At 44.6% G+C, this 24034-nt stretch carries 17 protein-coding genes and 1 pseudogene; 3 read left to right on the top strand and 15 right to left on the bottom strand.

All coding sequences use genetic code 11. The features are described 5' to 3' along the window. Positions 1-84: 84 nt before the first annotated feature. From cobB to ACED48_RS02445, 11 genes and pseudogenes are all read right to left on the bottom strand, one after another. Positions 85-819: a Sir2 family NAD+-dependent deacetylase gene (gene cobB, locus ACED48_RS02495; protein WP_017057264.1), complete on the bottom strand. Its 735-nt coding sequence runs from the start codon at positions 817-819 to the stop codon at positions 85-87. A 266-nt stretch (positions 820-1085) separates the two neighbouring features. Then, on the bottom strand, positions 1086-2306 hold the full coding sequence (locus ACED48_RS02490) for an ammonium transporter (RefSeq protein ID WP_017057265.1): 1221 nt from the start codon (positions 2304-2306) through the stop codon (positions 1086-1088). Positions 2307-2738: 432 nt separating this feature from the next. Continuing rightward, positions 2739-3155 carry a hypothetical protein gene (locus ACED48_RS02485; RefSeq protein WP_017057267.1) on the bottom strand — a complete coding sequence of 139 codons (417 nt, stop codon included), beginning with the start codon at positions 3153-3155 and terminating at the stop codon, positions 2739-2741. After that, the gene (locus ACED48_RS02480) at positions 3139-4212 is read right to left on the bottom strand and encodes a formate dehydrogenase subunit gamma (protein WP_017057268.1); all 1074 of its coding nucleotides are present in this window, start codon (positions 4210-4212) and stop codon (positions 3139-3141) included. The genes ACED48_RS02485 and ACED48_RS02480 overlap by 17 nt, the downstream gene beginning before the upstream one ends. Before the next feature lie 13 nt (positions 4213-4225). After that, positions 4226-4834: a formate dehydrogenase FDH3 subunit beta gene (gene fdh3B, locus ACED48_RS02475; RefSeq protein WP_010440854.1), complete on the bottom strand. Its 609-nt coding sequence runs from the start codon at positions 4832-4834 to the stop codon at positions 4226-4228. A gap of 11 nt (positions 4835-4845) precedes the next feature. Continuing rightward, the gene (locus ACED48_RS02470; RefSeq protein ID WP_017057269.1) at positions 4846-7701 is read right to left on the bottom strand and encodes a formate dehydrogenase subunit alpha; all 2856 of its coding nucleotides are present in this window, start codon (positions 7699-7701) and stop codon (positions 4846-4848) included. 10 nt (positions 7702-7711) lie between these two features. Beyond that, complete coding sequence (locus ACED48_RS02465; protein WP_017057270.1) at positions 7712-7912, bottom strand: twin-arginine translocation signal domain-containing protein; 201 nt, start codon at positions 7910-7912, stop codon at positions 7712-7714. A gap of 76 nt (positions 7913-7988) precedes the next feature. Then, complete coding sequence (locus tag ACED48_RS02460; RefSeq protein ID WP_017057271.1) at positions 7989-8621, bottom strand: molecular chaperone; 633 nt, start codon at positions 8619-8621, stop codon at positions 7989-7991. Between the two features lie 9 nt (positions 8622-8630). Then, entirely contained in the window at positions 8631-10292 is a 1662-nt protein-coding gene (locus ACED48_RS02455; protein ID WP_017057272.1) for a 4Fe-4S dicluster domain-containing protein, read from the bottom strand. Positions 10293-10593: 301 nt separating this feature from the next. Beyond that, a pseudogene (locus ACED48_RS02450) lies at positions 10594-11282 on the bottom strand (DUF3306 domain-containing protein). Further along, a complete protein-coding gene (locus ACED48_RS02445; protein WP_017057274.1) occupies positions 11272-11736 on the bottom strand; it encodes a DUF3305 domain-containing protein in 465 nt (154 codons plus the stop codon). Before ACED48_RS02445 ends, ACED48_RS02450 begins: the two are co-directional and overlap by 11 nt. Before the next feature lie 401 nt (positions 11737-12137). Here ACED48_RS02445 and fdhD point away from each other — a divergent pair, with 401 nt between their 5' ends. Further along, a complete protein-coding gene (fdhD, locus tag ACED48_RS02440) occupies positions 12138-12983 on the top strand; it encodes a formate dehydrogenase accessory sulfurtransferase FdhD (protein WP_029627115.1) in 846 nt (281 codons plus the stop codon). Positions 12984-13157: 174 nt separating this feature from the next. Here the strand turns inward: fdhD and ACED48_RS02435 are convergent, their stop codons facing one another. Beyond that, the gene (locus ACED48_RS02435) at positions 13158-14741 is read right to left on the bottom strand and encodes an ABC-F family ATPase (RefSeq protein WP_017057276.1); all 1584 of its coding nucleotides are present in this window, start codon (positions 14739-14741) and stop codon (positions 13158-13160) included. A gap of 445 nt (positions 14742-15186) precedes the next feature. On the opposite strand from ACED48_RS02435, the gene ACED48_RS02430 reads away from it, so the two are divergent. Further along, positions 15187-17532 carry an ATP-binding protein gene (locus tag ACED48_RS02430; protein ID WP_017057277.1) on the top strand — a complete coding sequence of 782 codons (2346 nt, stop codon included), beginning with the start codon at positions 15187-15189 and terminating at the stop codon, positions 17530-17532. A gap of 1 nt (position 17533) precedes the next feature. Continuing rightward, entirely contained in the window at positions 17534-18421 is an 888-nt protein-coding gene (locus ACED48_RS02425) for a mechanosensitive ion channel family protein (RefSeq protein ID WP_017057278.1), read from the top strand. 129 nt (positions 18422-18550) lie between these two features. Here ACED48_RS02425 and ACED48_RS02420 read toward each other — a convergent pair whose 3' ends face one another. The 3 genes from ACED48_RS02420 to ACED48_RS02410 form a co-directional block, all read right to left on the bottom strand. Then, the gene (locus tag ACED48_RS02420; RefSeq protein WP_371692173.1) at positions 18551-20170 is read right to left on the bottom strand and encodes a methyl-accepting chemotaxis protein; all 1620 of its coding nucleotides are present in this window, start codon (positions 20168-20170) and stop codon (positions 18551-18553) included. 273 nt (positions 20171-20443) lie between these two features. Next, complete coding sequence (locus tag ACED48_RS02415) at positions 20444-22471, bottom strand: cache domain-containing protein (RefSeq protein WP_017057280.1); 2028 nt, start codon at positions 22469-22471, stop codon at positions 20444-20446. Beyond that, positions 22461-23924 carry a sigma-54 dependent transcriptional regulator gene (locus tag ACED48_RS02410; RefSeq protein WP_017057281.1) on the bottom strand — a complete coding sequence of 488 codons (1464 nt, stop codon included), beginning with the start codon at positions 23922-23924 and terminating at the stop codon, positions 22461-22463. Before ACED48_RS02410 ends, ACED48_RS02415 begins: the two co-directional genes overlap by 11 nt. Positions 23925-24034 lie beyond the last annotated feature (110 nt).

Genomic DNA, 24034 nt, shown 5'->3' with positions numbered 1-24034 from the left:
CCTAAATGGTTCCTAGTAGACGCTGCTCGGGTAGAGCTGGCATAACAACGACCAGCCTCAGCCTGTCGTCGTTTTATACCTTAATTAAGCCGTTAAAGATCCTGGCTCCGTGCTCAGCAGTTCACCAACCAGTTTAGGTACTTCGATACTTGCTTTGCCGTAACGCTTCTCTTCAAACTCACTTTCAACTGCACTTGGTTCGAGGTTTATTTCGATAGTATGTGCGCCATGCATTTTAGCGTCATGTACAAAACCGGCCGCTGGATAAACCACACCTGATGTACCGATTGAGATAAACAAGTCTGCGTCTTCTAACGCTGAATATATGTCGCCCATTCTTAGAGGCATTTCGCCAAACCAAACAATGTGTGGACGCATTTGCGCGGGAATCTGGCAACAATGACAAAGCTCACCAGTGTCGATGTCATCTTTATGTTCGATAACCTGATTAGACTCGCTACAGCGTGCTTTTAGTAGCTCACCATGCATGTGAATGATATTGCTGCTACCGCCTCTCTCATGCAGATTATCGATATTTTGAGTAATGATCGTGACTTTGCCATCGAGTTTGTCTTCAAGCTCACCTAGCGCCTTATGGGCTGAATTTGGTTGAATGCTGTCACTTTGCAATCCGGAACGACGTTTGTTGTAAAAAGCTTGTACTAAGTCAGGATCTTTTTCAAAGCCTTCAGGTGTCGCGACATCTTCGATTTTATGGTTTTCCCATAGCCCGTCTTGTGCTCGGAATGTTTGAATCCCTGACTCCGCTGAAATACCTGCGCCAGTAAGAATTACGATATTTCGATATGGGAAATGCATATAACGTCCTTTTCAATATGTCACTTTGTAACAGCTTAGCACTGATCAAATTTCAACAATAGTTTTAGGAATTAGACCATAGTCTTAGCCAACTGAATTCATTGGTTATTTGTGACATAACTCGATTGGCTATCGCTTGGCTTTCTTACCGAAGCTTTCGATGTGTTTTCAACTGACACAAAAAAGCGGCCGAAGCCGCTTATTATTCACTGTTTTCTTAATTTATATTTACTTGAATAGCTTACAACTCAACGCTGCAACTAGCGTTAGTCTTCATTGATAGAAGAGATTTTATGAATTGAAAGGTCCGCACCGTTGAACTCCTCTTCTTCACTCAAACGTAAGCCAGTTAGTCTGCTCAGCACGCCATAAACAATCAAAGCGCCAGTCAGAGCAACAGCTATACCAGCTAACGTACCGACAACCTGAGAAGCAAAACTCACCCCCCCTAGCCCCCAGAATACTTGCTGACCGAAGATGCCAGCTGCGATGCCACCCCAAGCGCCACACACGCCGTGTAGAGGCCACACACCCAATACATCGTCAATCTGTGTTTTGTTTTGCATGAACGTGAACAAGTAAACAAACAAAGCGCCTGCAACGCCGCCCGTCACCAAAGCGCCTAGTGGGTGCATCAAGTCTGAACCAGCGCAAATCGCGACTAAACCAGCCAAAGGCCCATTATGGATAAAGCCTGGGTCATTTTTTCCTGCCACAAGCGCCGCAAGAATACCGCCGACCATTGCCATTAATGAGTTCATCGCAACTAGGCCGCTGATGCCATTAATAGCCTGAGCAGACATCACATTGAAGCCAAACCAACCCACACATAAGATCCACGAACCCAGAGCTAAGAATGGAATGTTCGACGGTGCGAAGTTGGTGTGTTTGCCAGCGCGGATACGGCCTTTGCGCATGCCTAGGAAGTAAACTGCGACCAATGCAATCCAACCGCCAACGCCGTGAACAACAACAGAGCCCGCGAAGTCGTGGAATCCGTAACCAAATTGGCCTTCTAGCCACGCCTGGAAGCCAAAGTTACCGTTCCAAATGATGCCTTCAAAAAATGGGTAGATGCAACCAACGGTAAACAGTGTCGCAATCAAAATGGGATAGAAACGTGCACGCTCTGCGATACCGCCAGAAACAATCGCAGGGATAGCCGCTGCAAAGGTCATTAGAAAGAAGAACTTAACCAGTTCGTATCCATTACCTTGTGATAGCGTTTCAGCATCGGTAAAAAAGTGCGCGCCATAAGCGACCCAGTAGCCGATAAAGAAGTAAGCAATAGCGGATACACCAAAATCCGAGAGAATCTTAACCAGCGCATTGACTTGGTTCTTCTTTCGAACAGTACCGACTTCGAGAAAGGCGAAGCCAGCGTGCATCAAGAAGACCATGATGGCACCGAGTAATAGGAATAAAGTATCTGAACTTTGGGTAAGGGTTTGTACTGCACTATGAACTTGAGTCACCGTTTCACTCATTAAAGCATTCTCCTTCGCTTTATCTGATTTGCACTGATATCGTGCGATTCAATGATGTAATTAATTAAAGACTCAACAGTGAACGCAAGATGTGTTCCAACTGCATGGCGTAATTTTCGTGCAACAGAATTGACTTTTAAGTTGTTGATTAAAATTAAATAAATTTCCCGCTGCACGTTCTTGGCTCTTAGAGGGCGGAAAAGCCACATGAACGATTGCACCAACATAGGGAGTTGCACCATATTGAAGCGGTCTATGGGGCGAATTTTATTCAGAGTTGAGTGACTCAGAGCTGCTTGTAGTTATCTAGGTGTTTAAACACAAAAAGCCCAGTGAAATGAATCACTGGGCTTTATAAATAACTATTGCTCTGGGCAAGTCGTTATCGCGCTAGTTCGAAGCTTAACTCTTCCATTCGCTTGCTAGTTAGAGCTAGAGGTTCGGTCCTGTTGAAGGGTTTTGAGGTAGGTTTTGACTTAAACGCTGCATACCTTGATACATGCGGATAAACCAAACCACAATTGCGATACCACCGAATAACATACCTACATATGGAATGTAATAAGCGATGTAATCGATAATATGGTTTTGATACCAGTAATCGTTCACACCGATCAACACGCCATTAGAGGTCGCTACCGTTACGATAAGCACCACAAAGAACGTTAAGTTCAAGAAGAAAGAGCGAATCAAGCCGTAATAATGGGTATCCACGACTTCGCCGTCTTCCCCTTTATCTAAACGATAGCCTGCGTAGATAATCGCGACCACACCAGAGAGAAGACAAGTAAATGGTGTAAAGCAGCTTAGGATGTAAGCGACCCAAATACCTTTATGAGGTTTGTTCATTCTTATTCACCTCTTCTGTTTTCTCTGTTGCTACGTTTGCGCTTTGTTCAGCGCCGTTTTTCTCTTGTTCCATCACTTCTTTGTACCAAAGGTCATGGTGCTCTTTAGCCCAAGTCTCATCAACTTCGCCTGTTACCATGCCTTCTAGCGCGCCTTCCATACCGAACAGGCCGATGTAGATGTGGAACACGAAACCACAAATAAGGATCAGAGCCGCCAACATGTGAACAAGGTTTGAAAGCTCCATATCACGTCGAGTTTGACCAAAAATTGGGAAGTCCAAAACCAAGCCACTGATCGCAGCGACACTACCCATAACAATCAATAGCCAGAATAGCGCTTTCTCACCCGCGTTAGAAAACTCTGCAGATGGATGAGAACCTTTATGTTTCCCGACCATACCACCCAGTTTTATGAACCACTGGATATCGACCATTTTGAAAATCGATTTGCGCCACCATTTGATCAGTACGCACATCAATAACACATAGAAGATCGGGCCGATGTAGTTGTGGTATTGCTTGGCCAATAGAACGATGAAGCCCCAAAGGTCCGTTGGAATGTACGGCTTCAAGAAGTGCTTACCGTAAACCAACATCAAACCACTGAACGCCAGTGTTAAAAAGGTAAACGCCATACTCCAGTGCAAAGCACGGTCAAGTCGAGACCAACGTTTGATCTTACGGCCTGTTCTTGGTGCGCTCAGCATTAGTGGGCCAATCACAACGTACATTAGAGTAACGAAAGCAATACTGCCAAAGATAGCAACAGCGCCGGCTGGCGACATCCACTTCTCTTTCAGTATGTACCATGTTTGCCCAGGGGCACTGATTAACACACCGTGCTCAGCAGATTGAGATGTGGTGTAACCTTCCTCACCATTTCTTACTTGTCGCCAAAAATCGGCGCCAGCAAGTTGTGTGATTTCTCTTTCTGCACTATTCGATTGAGTTTGTGATGAGTTCGTCTCAGATGCATGACTCATAGGAGAAAGCACTGTTAGTGCTGCCAACATTGGCAGCACTACAAGGAAGAGACGCTTAAACATTGTAAGCATATGTCTCTCCTAACTAGCTCTTCATCGCATCGTAAGAAAGGTCGTTGCCGTCTGTCCAACCGGCACCTTTCGCACCGCGCTCTACAACACGCTGACGGAAGATATCAGAGACTTGCTCAGCATCACCGGCAAGTAGCGCTTTTGTCGAACAAAGCGAAGCACACATTGGTAGCTTTCCTTCAGCAATACGGTTCGCACCGTATTTTTGACGCTCTTCAACAGAACCTGGTTCTGTTTCAGGGCCGCCAGCGCAGAAGGTACATTTGTCCATCTTACCGCGTTCACCAAAGGCTTCCTGTTTAGGAAATTGAGGTGCGCCAAACGGACAAGCAAACAAGCAGTAACCACAACCGATACAAAGATCTTTATTGTGAAGTACAATGCCGTCTTCGGTATGTTCAAAACAGTCTGCAGGACAAACTGCCATACAAGGCGCATCAGTACAGTGCATACACGCTACTGATATTGAGTTTTCACCCGGTTCACCGTCGTTCAGTGTCACAACGCGGCGACGTTGAATACCCCATTCCAGGGCATCATCGTTTTCATTCTTACATGCAGTGACACAACCGTTACATTCGATACAACGTTTGGTGTCACAAAGAAATTTCATTCTAGCCATTTTAAGACTCCTTACGCTTTACGAATATTACAAAGGGTTACTTTCGTTTCCTGCATCAACGTGACAGGGTCGTAACCATATGTGGTTGCTGTGTTAGCAGCTTCACCAATAACGTAAGGATCAGTGCCTTCTGGGTATTTAGAACGCAAATCTTCGCCTTGGAACTTACCACCGAAGTGGAATGGGATGAACGCCAGACCCGGTTTCACACGACGTGTGACCATCGCTTTCACTTTAATACGACCTTTTTCTGCGCCCTCGACCCAAACATCGTCACCGTCTTTGAAGCCGATGTCGTTTGCGTCTTTTGGGTTTACTTCAACAAACATCTCTTGTTGCAGTTCTGCTAACCAAGGGTTAGAACGAGTTTCGTCACCACCACCTTCGTATTCAACCAGACGACCAGAAGTCAGGATAATCGGGTATTCACCAGACTTGTCTTGGTCTTGAATTGACTTGTACAACGTAGGAACACGGAAAATTGCTTCTTTGTCATCCCACGTTGGGTAATCAGCGACTAGGTCGCGACGTGGTGTGTAAAGTGGCTCACGGTGTAGTGGCACTCTATCTGGGAATGTCCAAACAATCGCACGCGCTTTTGCATTACCAAACGGAATACAACCGTGCTTGATAGCCACACGTTGAATACCACCAGAAACGTCAGTCTTCCAGTTTTTACCTTCAGCCGAGGCTTTTTCTTCTGCTGTTAGGTCGTCCCACCAACCCAGTTGTTTCAGCAGTTTGTCACTGAACTCAGGGTAGCCATCTTTGATTTCGCTGCCTTTTGAGTAGCTGTCTTCAGCTAACAGGCTTTGACCTTCAAATTCGACACCGAAGCGAGTACGGAAGTTACCGCCGCCCTCTGCAACAGGCTTAGACGTATCGTAAAGGATATGTGTGCCTGGGTGTTTCATCTCTGGGTTGCCCCAACATGGCCAAGGCAGACCGTAAGTTTCGCCATTCGCTGGGCCGCCTTCTGCAGCAAGCGTGGTTTTGTGGAACGTGTGCCAGTTTTGTTGGTGCTCTTTCAAACGCTCTGGGCTTTGACCTGTGTAGCCGATCGTCCACATACCTTTGTTGAATTCACGAGTGATGTCTTCAATCAATGGTTGGTTGTTCTCAACACGGATGTTTTTGAACAGCTGATCAGAGAAACCAAGCTTCTTAGAAAGAAGGTACATGATTTCGTGGTCAGGCTTGGATTCGAACAGAGGATCAACAACCTTGTCACGCCACTGAAGCGAACGGTTTGATGCCGTTACACTGCCGTAGGTTTCAAACTGAGTAGTAGCTGGAAGCAAGTAAACGCCGTCAGTACGATCGTTCATTACCGCTGCAACCGTTGGGTATGGGTCAACGATAACCATCATATCCAGCTTCTGCATCGCCTTCTTCATCTCTGGACCACGAGTCTGAGAGTTCACTGCATGACCCCAGTAGAACATGGCACGGATGTTTTCGCGCTGACGAATCTTGTCTTTGTCTTCAAGTACGCCATCAACCCAACGAGAGACAGGAATACCAGCACTGTTCATTGGTTTTTGACCGCCGTATGCGTTGTCGTCAAAGCGTCCCTTGATCCAATCAAAGTCAACGTCCCAGACTTTAGACCAGTGGCGCCAAGAACCTTCAGACAGACCGTAGTAGCCTGGAAGTGTGTCAGACAGTACGCCAAGGTCGGTTGCGCCTTGTACGTTATCGTGACCACGGAAAATGTTTGCACCGCCGCCTGATTTACCGATGTTACCTAGCGCTAGCTCAAGTACACAGTAAGCACGTGTGTTGTTGTTACCTGTAGTATGTTGAGTACCACCCATACACCAAACGATACAACCCGGACGGTTTTCAGAAAGCAGTTTTGCTGTGTGGTAAACGTCCTGTTCGCTTACGCCAGTAACGCGCTCAACTTCAGCTGGGCTCCACTTCGCGACTTCTTCACGGATCTCGTCCATGCCGAATACACGTTGGCGAATGAACTCTTTGTCTTCCCATTGGTTTCCAAATACATGCCATAAGATGCCCCAGATAAACGCAACGTCTGAACCTGGGCGAAGAGAAACATAGTGATCAGATTTCGCAGCAGTACGCGTACGACGAGGATCCGCAACCACGATCTTACAGTTGTTCTTTTCTTTCGCGATCAGGATGTGTTGCATCGCAACTGGGTGAGCTTCTGCAGGGTTCGAGCCAATGAACAGCATTGATTTACAGTTGTGCATGTCATTGAACGAGTTTGTCATTGCACCGTAACCCCAAGTGTTCGCAACACCGGCTACTGTGGTTGAGTGACAAATACGCGCTTGGTGGTCAACGTTGTTGGTGCCCCAAAGCGACGCCATCTTACGGAATGCATAAGCTTGTTCGTTACTGTGTTTTGCACTACCTAGGAAGTAAACCGAATCAGGGCCAGACTCTTTGCGAAGTTCTAGCGCCTTGTTGCCGATTTCTTCAATCGCTTGTTCCCAAGAAAGCTTCTTCCACTTACCGCCTTCCAATTTCATTGGGTACTTAAGACGACGTTCACCGTGGCCATGTTCGCGCAGTGCAGCACCTTTTGCACAATGTCCACCAGCGTTGAATGGGTGATCGAAAGCAGGCTCTTGACCCGTCCATACGCCATTTTGAACTTCAGCGTAAATACCACAACCCACAGAACAGTGAGAACAGATCGTACGTTTCACTTCTGTTTTCGCTTCAGGGTCGACTGATTTAGCCTGTGCTTTCTTCATCATGCCCGGAGCGAATAGACTTGCGCCTACTACCGCACCACCAGCAGCCAATGAAGTATTTTTCATGAACGCGCGACGAGACACACCTAACTGATTGGTTTCTTTGCTCACACTATCGGAGCGTTTGACAAGTTTCATCCGTTATCTCCTAAAGTGTGTCGTAGTAATCGCGAATATGTTGCGTTTCACGATAGCCCGTCTTCTTCACGTCTTTTTTAGGCATTTCAACAGTTTCTGAAGCGGTTGCCACTTTGGTTGTACCAGCGACAACGGCACCAGCAACGGCTGCAGTCGTTAAACCTTTGAGTAAGTCTCTACGGCTTGTATCTATTTCTTTATTATCTTTCATCATTGCTTCCTTACCTTGCGGTAGATCTTTTTGGAGGCTTCATGCCCCTCTATCGATATAATCGCGTACTGCTCGATTACTCGTAATCAGTGACGTTTTTCACATCAATCTTTAATTTGTGTTTACTGCTTTTTGTATTCACGCTGAAACGAACCTGCTCCAACGTTAAGAATGCTTCACATAACTGAGCTGCAGATTTGTAGAAGTTGGCACTCTCTGCTGCTTCAAGCTGACGTGTAAATGAGTTAAACCAAGGACCGATATGTTTATTGAAAACGGCTTGTTGTAGCGCGTCTTCTTCATCGGTTAGCATCGCCATTACTTCACAAAGAGCCGCGATATGATCTTCAGGCTCTTTAACCTGCTCATCACGCTCAATGCCAAGCAATTCAAGATCGTGACGGATCTCAGCTAATGGTTTTTCCATCATCGATCCTGTTCTATGCCAAGATCCAAATGGAACAATCTCCCCACGACCAATGCCAATGAAAAGATTCTGATATTCATCTTGTAGTGCTTCGCGGTTTGATTCGGTTGCCGCTTGTTGAATCGCAATCCAAGCCTTTTGCATCGCACTCTCAGACGCTTCAATGTCTAGCGTCTTTAGGAAATCAATCAGCTCTTCAGAAGGTGCGCTACGAAACAATGCAGAAAGAACCAAATAGATTTCAGTTCTTAGTGTCTGTTCTTGATCTAAATTAGTTTCCAATGCCAACTCCTAGTATTTCAATTGATTCAATGGGTCTTGAGCCATTGAGTCGAACATATCCACCACTCGACAGTCTTCACACATCGCAATACGATTAATTGCTGTCTCGTCTGAGAAATGAGAGTGACCGCGTAACTTATCCTGTAACATGTCAATCATAGACTGTGGTGCGAATGGCTTATGACAACGTAAACATTCCGCGGCTTTCTCTTCATGAATCACAACCGCTTGTTGACGTTCTTCTTTCACCCAATTCATACGTGGAGTCAGAGTGAGAACATTCTCAGGACATGCTTTTTCACACAGACCACATTGAATACAGTCTTGTTCAACAAATTTAAGGGATGGAGATGCGCCATCGGTATGCAGAGCACGTGTCGGACAAACCGCCACACAACTCATACACAAAGTACAATCTTTGCTTTCACACGAAACCGTGCCATAGGGTGCATTCGAAGGAAGCTCAACAATGTTCTCAACTGGAATACGAGACGAAGACATTGCATCAAGTGCTGTAAACAGGCGTTGACGCTTATTGCCTTGAAGATCACCAAGTGCAAGATCGAATGAATCCACACACAATGTCGGAGGACCTTCACGTAGCGACTCTAGATAAAGGATATCGATGGTTTCTTTTGGAATACCGATTTGGTCTAGCAGTTCTTGAGCAATCCCGACTTCGCTATTCAGAACACGAATGATGGTTTCTGGCATAAAGCGAGAAGCTGCAAACAGAACTTGAGTTGCGCCATTCACTAGCGCTGCAAACCAAGTATCAATACCGATAGAAGGCAATTCTTCGACAACAATCGGAATCACGTTATCTGGTAGCGCTTTAAGTGCCATTACATTGTAGGTTTCATGACGAGAGCTACAGATGAGTACGATTGGAGCCAGACCGCCCGCTTGCTCATAGTTCGCTAGCGTACGTTCAATGAATTTTTGAGTGTCGTCAGGATTTGGAAGCGCATAGGTAATCGCTTCTGTAGGACAGCTTGTTGCACAAGTTCCGACGCCTTGACATAGATAAGGGTTAATCTCGATCTTGTGACCCGTCTTATCCGAGCCTTCACTTGATAGTGCACCAGCAGGACAAGCGTCAACACAACGCTCACAGCCTTTAACGCCACGTGAACTGTGCGCACATAGGTCTGTGTCTAAACGGAAGAATTTAGGCTTATCAAATGTGCCCATTAGCGTTGGAATCTCTTCCAGTGCTTCAGCCAGTTTTGGATAGCCACGGCCTACTGGGTAATAACCCGGTACAGGCACTTCTTCTGTCATGCAGCTATTCAGACATAGGTCTAGAACAACATCGAAACAATCGTGATTAATCGCGACTTTCGCTAGGTTGCTTGATGTGCCTTTACTTTCGATCACAACTTCAAACGTGCCAAGGAAACCGGATACTTGAACCGAATTCGCGAAGTACAATTCTGGGTTTGTGCCCTTTTCACCATCTGTCGACAATAAAGTTAGGCTAGTTAGCTGAGGTAATTGCGCAGCCGCACTTTCGATGATCGCAGTTGGACCAATAATGAGTGTATTTCCCCCGCTCTCATAACTGACTGTCGGTGGAATTAGGTTTGTTAATTCGACTGTATTTTCAAATGCATACAGTCTTGCTTTAGCGTTATTTGAAGTTGCTTGTTCTAATAATTGTTTAAGCATTGCTCAGTTCCATCTTTGGACATGGATAATCTGTTCAACCTTCATTGTAGTTAGCGTTAGAGAACTTGCTGAGTAATCAGTTAACAGCTAATTGTTTCGTTAGCTATTCATTATCCATTCAACCTTACTCAACCTATCTACAAAAAAGTCGATAATGAACGATATTTAGCAAGTGCCATGCCAAATTAATAATTCATTATTTTCAATGAATTAGTGTGATTCTGAGTCTCTTTAGATAATAAAAAAGCCGCTTGGGACATTTTGTCGCAAGCGGCTCATTGAGTGTTTAGTCAAAATGTACCTATTCTTTGTGTGGTATATTTTGTCTCACTTCTTTTAAGTATCTTCGTTAGTCACAGTATCATTATTGCTGGTTACTGTATTTTTATACAGTTCTTTTTGTTCCCCCGCAATTTCGTCACTTTCACTGAGTTCTGATTCGGTCACTTCGGCTTCGTTGATAGAGTCATCAACCTCATCAATCAAAATTTCTTCTTCATTATCAGCGACTTGATCTGATTCGTTTACTGTGTCTTCTTCTGTCTTGTCTTTTACCCAATCGCGAAGCGTTTCTGCAACACCTTCAGAGAGAGTCTTCAAATTGCTGTAGTCGTCGTCGTAATCGTCCAAGCCATCACGCACGTTAAACTCCTCTGAGAGGAATAATTTACGTAATGCGGTTTTTTTTACGCTTTCTGAGGCTTCCGACACTAATAGTTGAGCAACAGACAAATCTTCAGTCGATTCTGATGCCGTATCTTGGGAGTCGACAGCATGAGCTTCTTCATCGCTTTCTAAAGCATCACTTTCTAAAGGCTGAGGTGCTTCTGCGGCAGCAGCAGGTGAAAGATCAGTAGATAGAATCTCAGAAGATACAGAATCGGAGGAGGTAAGTTCTATTTCTTCCAGTGTTTGTTCTGCTTCAAAAGGCTCGTCAGTGGATTCATCAAGTTTTCGTTGAGACCAACGGCTAAAGAAATTAGTTGCCATTTGATCTGCCCACCCCTTTACGTTTCTTGCGTCTTGCTTCTAATAACTCGCCATGACGGCCGATGAATGCTTCCATCCAAGCTTGTACGGGAAGAGGCATGTCGTAAGACAGCACTTGGTTGTCTCCGTCCATGTACTGTCCTGCTACGGTTTGTGATGCTGTAAGTAACTGAATGATTGGCTTAACACCAGAATCAACATTATCCATTACTAAGAAAAGCTTAGGTTGCTGAGAGCTTAGGTTGAAACGATAGTCTGTACGCTCGTCTTTGTGTAACTGAAGTAAACACACGTCTTGGGTATCGTCTTCTGGTGACAGTTCAAATCCCGTCAATTCCCATTGCGTGGTTACCCAGATACCTGTCTTGATCTCTTTCTCTATTCTTTGGACACCTATTGGCCAAGCTGCTTCTGTTTTTTCATATTGTTCTTTGAGTTCTTTTATCTCAGACATACTTCACCCAATTGATTTTCTTTGGTCTGAATGTGCTTAGGACATTTTGTACTGAGCGCAATCATATAAGCCCTATAAAGCAATAAACACGCCAATAACCGCTAACCTACATCAACAAACATCGCTGCTTTTGCTAGTCAGTCACCCTTATAACGGTAGTCGATACGCGTAAATTCAGACAGCTCTACCCGTGAACTCTCATAATTTGCTCTATTTTAATCGAATGCTTCATGTTTTCTCGAATAGCCGCTATTTTGGAATGAGAATTGCTAAATGCTTGAGTTAAAGTAAAACTAAGACTGAATAAATTACAGCGAACAAATGTATTCTACAGAGTCATAGGATGGCTCTTGTGACTTCTTATCTCATAACATCGCTGTCTCATTAAGTAGGACATGACTGTGGTAAAACCAAACATAATAAAAACCAGTGAAAACCCACTTCAGACAATCGAAGTTGAAGTATTTGATGAATATGGCGAAAAGTTAACCAAACAAATCGCTTGCGAGCGCCCTCTCACGGTCATGTTGAACTGGAAAGAGATAGTCACGCTGATGACACTCGGCTCACGTCCTGAAGCGTTAGTGTTAGGATATTTGAAGAACCAAAGCTTCCTTTCCGATCCTGAAGCGGTTGAATCAATTATCATCGATTGGGAAACCAGCTCTGCAGCGGTTATCACCAAAGAAGACACGAGCCAACTTGAGCAAGCGCTTAAGAAGAAGACAGTAACCTCTGGCTGCGGTCAGGGCACCATGTTTGGTAATGTAATGAAGCAGTTGGAAAATTACCAAGTGCCTCAAACCAAGATTAAGCAATCTGAAATCTACACAGCGCTTGAAGCGTTGACTCATTACAACGACACCTACAAGAAGGCTGGCGCGGTGCACGGTTGTGCGGTTTGCAAAGACGACAAGGTTCTATCGTTTGTTGAAGATGTTGGCCGGCACAATGCTGTTGATACATTGGCTGGTGAGATGTGGCTTAACAAAGAGTCAGGTGAAGACAAGATTTTCTATACCACAGGTCGTTTAACGTCTGAGATGGTGATTAAGGTTGCTCAGATGGGTATCCCTGTTCTGCTATCACGTTCTGGCGTAACGCAAATGGGCTTAGACCTGGCTCAGAAGTTCGGCATCACAACCATTGCTCGCGCTAAAGGTTTACGCTTCCAAGTGTTCACGGGTGCAGACAAGATCGACTTTGATGTGAAAGGTGAACAATCAGCAGCCGGACAAAAAGCGTGAGTTCGACTTGGTGATTCGCTAATTGTTTTTAATGTAAAATTCTGATGTGAAGAGTTAGTGGCTCACAAGAGATAAATACAAAAACGCCGTCAGCTTTTCAGTATGACGGCGTTTTCTTAGTTAAAGCTTAAAGTTTCCAACCTCTTGAGTTGGAAACTAAGGCCTGCTTAATGCTTAGCCGCGTGCTTTCAAGAACTCAGCGTAAGTACCGCGGAAGTCGTTGATCTTGCCGTCTTTGATCTCAAGGATACGAGTTGCTAGCGAGTCTACGAATACACGGTCGTGAGATACGAAGAACAGTGTGCCTTTGTAGTTCTCAAGAGCCAAGTTAAGCGCTTCGATAGATTCCATATCCATGTGGTTCGTTGGTTCATCCATAAGTAGGATATTTGGCTTGTGCATCATGATCTTGCCAAGAAGCATTCGACCTTGCTCACCACCAGAGATAACCTTTACAGACTTCTTGATATCATCTTGACCAAACAGCATACGACCTAGGAAGCCACGAACAACTTGCTCGTCTTCACCTTCTTGGCGCCATTGACTCATCCAATCAAACAGGTTCATGTCTGTCTCAAAGTCATGTGCATGATCTTGAGCATAGTAACCAATGTTTGAGTTTTCAGACCACTTGTATTCACCAGTGCGAGGTTCCAAAGCACCTGCTAGTGTGTTGAGTAACGTTGTTTTGCCCACACCGTTCTCACCAATAATAGCAACACGCTCGCCTACTTCGAAAATCGCATCGAACTTGCTGTAAAGGTCTTCTTCAAAACCTTGAGATAGGTTTTCAACCACAAGTGCGTTACGGAATAGCTCTTTAGACTGTTCGAAACGGATGAACGGGTTTTGACGGCTAGACGCTTTAACTTCGTCTAGTTGAATTTTGTCGATCTGTTTAGCACGAGATGTCGCTTGTTTCGCTTTAGATGCGTTAGCTGAGAAACGAGAAACGAACGTTTGAAGTTCAGCAATTTGCGCTTTCTTCTTCGCATTATCAGAAAGTAGACGCTCACGAGCTTGTGTTGCTGCTGTCATGTACTCATCGTAGTTACCAGGGTAAAGACGAAGCTCACCGTAATCAAGATCAGCCATGTGTGTACAAACAGAGTTTAGGAAGTGACGGTCGTGCGAAATGATGATCATTGTGCAGTTACGTTGGTTTAGCGTATCTTCCAACCACTTGATGGTGTCCATGTCCAGGTTGTTCGTTGGTTCGTCAAGAAGCATGATATGCGGGTCTGCAAACAGTACTTGAGACAATAGAACACGAAGTTTCCAACCCGGTGCTACTTCGCTCATCAGGCCGAAATGCATTGATTCTTCAATACCTACTGCAAGAAGAAGCTCACCCGCTTTCGCTTCTGCCATGTAACCGTCCATTTCAGCGAACTGAACTTCAAGGTCAGCCACTTTCATGCCGTCTTCTTCGCTCATTTCTGGAAGCGAGTAGATACGGTCACGTTCTTGTTTGATAGCCCAAAGCTCTTTGTGACCCATGATAACCGTATCGATTACCGTGAATTCTTCGTAAGCAAACTGGTCTTGGTTTAGCTTAGCAACGCGCTCATTTGGATCGTAGCTTACGTTACCAGCACTTGGCTCAAGTTCACCAGATAGGATCTTCATGAACGTCGATTTACCACAGCCATTCGCGCCGATTAAACCGTAACGGTTACCCTCGCCGAACTTAACTGAAATATTTTCGAAAAGTGGCTTAGCACCGAATTGTTGAGTGATATTTGCTGTGGAGATCAATGCATTTACCTTTTTAATGTGAAAAACGCCGCAACGTTACTTGTTCAAGGGTTTAACTGCAAGTCTTGATTGTAATTACCCGTCATTAATTGAGCATAACCCAGTCAAATTATACTTTGAGTTAACTCACACTTTTTATTCTCTATCTTACCGCTAAAAACGTTGTTCTTTAGAAACAACAAAATAGAGAACGATAACCAATATTGGGGCTTATGTGTCCTCTACAATGATCAAATTCTCTAGCACAGCTAGTTATTTACAAACTTCTTTGATATCAGTAACACGTGCATAGCAAGACGCTCATATACTAGCCTGAAACCTGACAGCATCATGGGCATGATGAAAGAAACAAGAATAAAGTACTTATCTCCAAACGGAGTTAGATTTCACAAAATAAGGTTAACTAACTATAGTATTCCTAACCTCATAATTTTAAGAGACTTTTATGCATTCATTATTGCGCTTCTTATTACTCACATTAGCCCTACTCTCTTGGCCTGTTAATGCCAACTTGGAATATGACGTGCAATTACAACCTGAGGTGTCGGAGGTTGTTCAAAATCTGGCTAAACGAATCGATGCACTGCCTGACCCTTTGTTTATGGACGAATCGGATAAACGTAAAGTCAGTATCTTGCTTGCTGACGTAATACGAATTCAAAACCAACAAATCGAAACGTTTGAACGACAGCTCAAAACATATCGAGACAAGGCCGATTCAGACCAGTGGTTCTTTGTTGAATCGAGTTACTTAACATTAAAAAGTTTGAACGTCAGTAAACAGGACCTGTTAGAGCAAACAACGAACGCGAACAGAGATCGCCTAACGGGTTTCGGCCCTTATGGTGTAACCCAATTTAAGCAGGAATGGCAGCTAACTCAACTGAATGTCGAGTACTTGGTGTATTTACAAACTCGTAGCTTCAACGCTTTGATTACAGAGATCTTCATTTCACCGGTCCCAGTTATTTGGGCTTCATTGAAGGTATTGTTTATCTATTTCTGTTTAGCCTGGTGGTTATCAAACAGCACGCGTCTTACCGAATTATTCCGAGTTAATATTTTGGAAGCCAAGCAGAACCCTCCTTTTTTGGTCCGTTTGGTTTGGTATATCAGCCGTGCCCATCGTGCGATAGCGTGGTTAATTGCTATCACTATCTCATTGCGAGTGCTCTCCAGTTTGCCTAGTCTACAGCACTTGATCTTCCTAGAGATTTTTACGTGGTGGATACTTGGTGGTTCGATCGCGATTAGCTTTATACTCGAATTTGCTTATCGTATGAGTAGAACTTCAAACCAAGAAGTCGTAGCACTCCGTTTGTCTACTATCCGACGTTATGTATGGAGTTTTATTGTCGCGGGCGTAATCCTTCAGATCTCTATTAAAACTCTTGGTAAAGGTACCATTTACAGCTGGATCTACAGTGCTCTGTTCGTATGGTTTGTACTGGTCACGATATCTGTTCTACGACTATGGCGTTCAAAGGTATTTGACGCGCTTGTGCATATCTCAGAAAGACCAGTATGGGTCGACTGGGCGGTTAATCGCAAAGACACTTTCCTACTTAATATAATAGCCACAGTACTGGGCATTATATGGTTGGGTATCTACAGCGGTCAGCATCGCATAATGGGTCTGCTTTCTAATTACACACTGTTTAGCCAAGCTTTGGCTTACCTATTTAGAATCGAAGTGGCAAAGCAATCTGATCTTGATAAAAGCCAGCAAAACTTAGTACGAATCAAAGGCGATCAAACTTTTGAATACATACTTCCGGGCTCGATCGACAGCACACTAATTGATTACGCTGGCGACGAAGTGAAACAATTGTCTCGTTACCTCATGTCGGACAGCCCTGCTATCTGTATCGTGTCTGGTGAACGTGGCATTGGGTCAACAACTCTGCTTTATACTTTACTGCACAAAGTTTCTAATGCTGAACCCCTTTACGTCAGTTGCCCTTATGCCGGATACCAAGAGTTTCTATGTCACCTCGCCATGAGTATTGGTTTAGATGAAGACGCTACAGAAATTCAAATCTTGGCACATTTAAGGAAAAGCGAAACAACTTACTTGATCGCAATTGATAATGCTCAGAGGCTGGTTAAACCAATGGTTGGAGGCTTATCTGATCTTATCCGTTTAACTAATTTATTGCGTCGTTCTAAAAAGAATCACCGTGTAGTGATGTCGATTGCAAAGTCTAGTTGGCGCTTTGTTGATAGAGCGCGTGGTGAACGCTTGTTGTTTGATTTGGTTTGCTTTCTGCCACGTTGGACAGAGAAACAAATCGGTGAGCTACTGACAAGCCGTATTAATACCGAGTTAGAAAAACCGCTGTCGTTTGATGGCTTGGTCGTTCCCAAACAGTGGGATCAAGATGACATGACAGAAGAAGAACGCGCTCGCCAAGGTTTCTATCGGATCTTATGGCACTACTCAGATGGCAACCCTACTGTCGCCTTGCGTTTCTTCCGTTTCTCTCTAAATCGGAATAAAGAGACGGATCAAGCTGTAGTGAGATTGTTTCATGTGCCAGAAGCGCAAGAACTCGAAAACATGCCTAAACCTATGTTGGCTGTGTTGCGCTCTATTGTGCAGTTGGAAATCGCGTCTCCTGAAGTGCTGTCCGACTGTACTCAATTGAGTATCGCTGAAATTACTGGGGTTTTACGTTACTTCGAGAGCCGTGGTTACATTGGTTGGAATGAAGATAAGGCAAAGATTTCAGATCATTGGTTCCGGCACATTACTAACGTTCTCGACCGTCAACATTTATTGGTGAAGTAAAATGAAGAAGTTATTTGTCCTATTACTTGTTGGCCTAGCGACGGCGGTCAGTTTCCCGATCTACGCAACGGAAGAGTTAGCTAACGTAGAAAACATTTCGAAGATAGCTAGCTTAGTACGATGGAGCGGTGTGTTCTTTTCCATGATCGTGATAGCAGCAATGTGGTTATTGCTTAAATTCATCAATTCGTTGGTGACAAGCTTTGGTAGCCAATTCGTGCAATATAGAATGTTATTGCAAAAGCTGCAGTCGTTTACTCAGTTCTTCATTTACGTAAGTACAGGGCTTATCGTATTCATGATGAGTTTTCGAATCAACGACCAAATACTGGCTCTGATTGGGGGTACCCTTGCAGTGTCGGTTGGCTTCGCGCTTAAAGATTTGGCGGCATCTTTCATCGCTGGCATCACGGTGATGATTGATAGACCGTTCCAAGTTGGTGATCGTGTTACGTTTGAGGGCAACTACGGTGATATCATTACTATCGGTTTACGCTCTGTAAGGATGAGAACTTTAAACGACGACATCATTACGATTCCAAACAACAAGTTCTTGAATGAAGTGACCACCAGTGGAAACTATGGCGCGTTGGATATGCAAGTGGTGATTCCGTTTTATGTTGGGATGAATGAAGACATCACTCTCGCCCGTGATTTGATTCAAGAGGCTGCTTCTTCAAGCCGCTACATTCACTTACCAAAGCCGGTGACTGTTCTTGTTAAACAGACGATTACTGACAACTACCTAGCGATACAGTTAACGTGTAAGGCTTATGTAGTGGATACGGCGTATGAGAAGTTGTTCGAGACAGACATTACCCTTCGAGTAATGAAAGAGTTTAAAAAGCACAACATTAATCCACCGCAAATTTCAGTGGCGGCGCATTAATCAAGATTGGTTTCAGATTTAGCTTTCTGTGTTCTATTTAGCCACTTAGTTATTAACGAACGAAAACACCTCCGAACTATCTCAAGTGCGGAGGTGTTTTTTATGAGGTTGCTATGTGTGGAAAGGGATTTACACCTTAAAGTACTTCAACTGGTCAGTAAGATGTTCTGTGGTGTTGGCCATTTTCTGGCTGTCTTCTGCGAGTGATTGTGACGCTTGGAGAACTTCGTTAGCCGCTAAATGAATACCGGTGACATTTTCACTCATTTCCGTCGCAACGGTGCTCTGTTGCTCCGACGCTGCAGCAATCTGTGCCACCATGTCATTAGCGTTATGAAGTTCATTAACAATCACATCAAGCTGCTGACGAGTTTCGTTAGAGGCAACGACACTATGATCGACTTTCTCATTACTGCTTTGCATCGCTTTAAAGGTACGCTCTGCTTGCTGAGTCAGCTTCTCAATCGTCGCCTGTACTTCATTGGTTGAGTTCTGAGTACGGCTCGCTAGGTTACGTACTTCGTCTGCCACTACGGCGAACCCTCGCCCTTGCTCTCCAGCCCGTGCAGCCTCTATTGCTGCGTTAAGCGCAAGCAAATTAGTTTGTTCTGATACATCACGTATCACACTCACCACTTGGCTTATCTCAGTGACGCCTGATTGCAGATCTCTCACTAGGTCGTTTGCTGTCGAAATATTCTCTGAAACCTGGGATATCGTCTTAGACGTCACTTGCATGTTCTTGTCATTTTGGTTTGCATGACCGACCACTTTATTGGTGCTCTCGGCGGTATTTTCTGCATTAACCGCGACATCAGAAATGGTGGCGCTCATCTCGGTCATTGCGGTAGACAATAACTCAAGCTGTGCGTGTTGCGAGTTCACACTGGTTGCGGCTTCTTCACTGGCTTGGGCAATGTGACTTGCCATGTTGCTGGATAAATCCGCCGATTCATTGGCAGTGCGAAGTGTGCTTTGTAGTTTTTCGAGCATGGTATCAATTTGATGACTCATATCACCCAACTCATCTTTGCGCGTCATATTCATACGTACGCGAAGATCGCCGTCTGCAATCTTATGGGTGTTATCAATCAGCTTGTTAAGTGGGGCGAGTATATTATTTGAAATCGCATATCCCATCGCAAACAACAGACCCGATAAAACAACGGCAACCACCCCTTCTTTAATGGCTAACGCATAGAAGGCTTCTTGAATGTCCGCAACTAGGATGCCCGAGCCCACAATCCAATTCCATTCGGGGAACAGCTGTACGTAGGAAATCTTGTCTTTGAGTTCACCTTGCGGGCTCATCCATTGGTAATCAAGAAAGCCTTTCTCTTCTGGAGTACGAGAAATAGTCACCATCTCACGCCAATGGTGTTTACCCGCGCCGTCTTTCAAGTTTCCGGCATTGGTGCCATTCAGCTCTGGCTTTAATGGGTGGTTAATGATGTTGAGTTGCTGGTTTAAAATCCAGAAATAGTTGATGTTGTCATAGCGAAGCGTTTCAATGGCTTGTAGTGCTTGTTTCTTTGCTACCTCTTCGCCAAGAACATTACGTTGGTCATAATAGTGTTGAGCTAAGCTGACCGCTGTTTCGACTTGAGCACTGAGTTTATCTTGTCGCTCTTGCATAGAGCTTTCACGTTGCTGGATTAAATTAAAGGTCGACGCCATTCCCAATAGAACAACCGATAAAACGACGATGGATGCGAGCTTAGATTTGATGGATAGATTACTTAGTTTCATAGCTGACTGACTTTATTATCTTTTTTGATTATGAATTTTGGAGCAAGGTATCAAAAAATCGCGCAGCTAAGTTGATATGCATCAAGTGAACTATATATACACTGTGTTACATAATCAAAAAGAGGTGCCCGTCAAATAGCCATAGGTTGAGCTTTTGTTGGCGATAGATTAGTAGTGCGGAATTTTCGTGCTTGGGCTAAAACGTTCGTATAATAGCCCAAGCGCGTTAGAAATATTATCGGGTAATAATATCAGTGAATTAGTTGTTAGAACTTATAGATTTGATACTAGCAATTGAGGCGTAGCTTTCTGTTGAAGGTAAATACTAAAGCGACTTCCTTTACCCACTTTCGATTCAACTCGTATCTCGCCGCCCGTTTGGCTCAATATACTTTGAGAAACGGATAAACCTAAGCCCGTACCGTCGCGTTTGGTGGTGTAGAAAGGCGAGAAGATGCGTTTCAGTTGTTCTTCATTGATACCACAACCTTCATCTTCCACATGAACAATCGCCCCATGAGACACGCCATTTTCAAGCCAGTCTTCACTTGAGATAGTCAATGTGCCCTGTCCGTCCATGGCATGAATGGCATTCATTTGTAGGTTAACTAGAATCTGCAATAATTGGTTTCGGTTCACTTCCACTGAGGTTTTAGCATTCAGTTGTGATACGTACACAATGCCTTTTTTCTTCGCGCCTGTTTTTACAAGCGTGATACTTTCATCAACGATTGGGTTGATGTGTTGCCAAGTGATTTCATCTTGTACACCACCGTGTCGGCTGTATTGAAGCAGGCTTCGGGTGATGTTTCGGATACGGTCAATCTGCTCCATGATGGCGTGGACTTCTTCGTCTACACGGCTCACTTCATCACCCAACTCAAACTTCATTAGCTCAACGTTACCAAGAATCACAGCGGTTGGGTTGTTGATCTCGTGGGCAATGCCCGCGGTTAATTCACCTAGTGCCGCTAATTTTTCATTGACCACCAGCTTATCTCTGGCTTGATTGAGCAGTTTGATGTGCAGTTCGAGTTCTTCGGTTTTCTCTTTCAAGCTGGCAGTACGCGAGTGGACCTTACATTCTAGCTCAGACGCGGCTTGTTGAATCTCTTGGTTGCGCTCGTGGAGCAAATCCAACATCTTGTCGAACTGTTTAGCGAGTAGTGTTAATTCATGTTGATCATCCAGACCAAGCGCGCCAATTCGCTTGTCTTTACCCATCTGTACTAGCTTGACCACTTTATGGATGCGTTCAATTGGGTTGAAAAGATCACGTGCACCACGATGAACGATCAAGCCAGAAGCCAGCAATAGCAGCACAATCGTAATGCTGATTTCACCAAGGTTGGTCAAATATGTTTCTATCAACGGCCAAATCAGATAACCGGTATAAAGCATGCCAATCACATTATCGAACTGGTCATGTATAGGCTGATATGCGGTGATGTACCAAGCGTCGTAAACATACGCGCGATCTAGCCACTCTTTGCCTTCGTTTAAGACTTTTGAGTGAACCTCATGCGAAACACGCGTACCAATCGCGCGTCCTGCACTCTTTTCACTGCTTAAAGGCACGTTCGTGCTGACACGTAGATCATCAAGGAACACGGTGACAGTACCAATACGACGATTAAGTCCATCGCGTTGCGGATAGATCAAGTTACTGATTTGATCGACGAGTTGTGTACTGTTGTTGAGTAGGATACCGCCATCTAGAAAACCAATTACACGGTCATTCTCATCCCGGATGGATACTACTGTGCGACTGACTAGACCTCGTGTTTCGACGCTCTGTCCGTTAAGCATAGGCACTTCGGCTTTTCTCGCGAGCTCTCGGTCTAGGTTGCTGAGTTCATTTTGGCTTAATACGCTGAAAAACGACGCTTTGTGGGTCAGATTCAGGTATTCCAGCTTCTTATCCATACGTTCGACACTATGCCAGCGTAGAAAATCGAGTTCATAGCGAGATTTGTTTTCTGAAACCCAACGTGTGAGCTCTTCTTTTGAAGTATCACTCGAAAGTTTGATCCGGAAGTTGTAAGACTCAGCAAATGCTCGGACGTTATAGGCCTGTTGGCTTTGAATCAGTTGAATACTATTATCGGCGACGTCCAAGCGCTCATCAACATCAATTAATGCCCCCTGCCACGTATAATGAATCGACCAATACAGCGTGATAGCAACAAGCGCGCACAACGTCAGAATGATCGGCGCAGATGTCAGAAACAATAAACGGTAACGTACCATAGTCTTGAAGCGGAACGCCCACTTGGACCACCACTGACGTCTAATCGGCATATTCAGAGCCTTCTGTATTCCAGTCTTTGTATTTACGTTCTAAGGTTTTCCGTGCAACACCAAGATCTCTTGCTGCTGCAGACTTATTACCATCATGGAAACTTACCAACTGTTCTATATGGGATTTTTCCACTTCTTTGAGTGTCCAAGTATTTGGGTAGCCCTCTACGGCGTCTGCGTTATTCAAGTTTGGCACCTCTGCGCCGTGTGACACTGTCACTGATATGTTGGTTGGTGCAGGGTCGCCATTCACTTCACGCCAATAGTGAGCTGGTGGTTTGTCTAATAAAATGCAGCGTTCCACTAAATTTTTAAGTTCCCGAATATTCCCCGGCCATTCGTATTCATTCATCGCTAAGATATCTTCATGTGCCCAGTTTGGAAGTGGCATGCCTAGCTCACTCGATAATAGGCGGGTGAAGTATGGAACTAGCTCAATAAGATCTGATGGACGCTCTCTGAGTGGCACCACGTCAATCTTCAATACATTCAATCGATAGAACAGATCGCGGCGAAAGTTTCCTTTATCTACCTCTTGTTGAAGATTACGGTTGGTCGCCGCTACAACACGTACATCAACGGCAATTTCTTTCTCACTACCGACCGGGCGAATGGTTCTTTGCTCTAATACACGTAAAAGTGCGGCTTGCATTGGCAATGGCATTTCACCGATTTCATCAAGAAACAACGTACCGCCGCTTGCAACTCTGAACAGACCTTCGCGGTTTTTTTTAGCCCCGGTAAAGGCGCCAGAGGTGTGACCAAACAGTTCACTTTCTAAAAGTTCTGGAGCAATTGCGCCACAGTTAATTGGCACAAATGGCCCTGTTCGCTTGCTGGCTTCATGCACGCCACGCGCCACTAACTCTTTCCCCGTGCCTGACTCACCCTCTATCAACACCGATGCTCGTGATGGTGCAAACTGGCTGATGAGGAGCTTGAGCTGTTTGGTTTTGTCGGAACCGCCGATCAATTCTGTTTTGATATGACGGCTAACATCGCGCTTCAATGCGTATTGCATCCTTTGGTCTAGGCGCTTGTCCATACAACGCAGCACGGCTTGTATCATCTGTTCTAAGTTAAACGGCTTTAAAATGAAATCTGAAGCACCAAGCTTAAGTGCCGAGATAGTCATCTCTAGATCAGCATAGCCGGTCATGAAAATTACATCAGCTTTTCGATCACTGTCGTTAAACGCTTCTTCCCATTCAATACCAGAGCGACCTGGAAGGTTGATATCGAGAACAATGAGATCGAAGTGTTCGTTGCAACGCAGAACCTCGGCTTCTTCTACTGAACCTGCGCTTGATACCTTGCCAAAGTACTTACCTAGTGCTTTCTTAAGGATTGCTTGCATCCCGATTTCATCATCGACAACCAAGACAGAAAATGCTTGATATTGAGTCAATGTGTTTGAGTTGAGATGAGACGCGCTTGAACTAGGTAAAGACATAATGATCAGCCGATAGGGAAAGTTGGGACAGAGTGTACCAATTAACCTTTTGATCAACAGGGTCAACGTGCGACATTTTGTCCTAGCTCATATTTTGATGCATTTTATCG

Source organism: Vibrio sp. 5S239, assembly GCF_041439575.1.
Taxonomy (GTDB): domain Bacteria; phylum Pseudomonadota; class Gammaproteobacteria; order Enterobacterales; family Vibrionaceae; genus Vibrio; species Vibrio kanaloae.
This window is presented reverse-complemented; position numbering and strand designations above follow the sequence as displayed.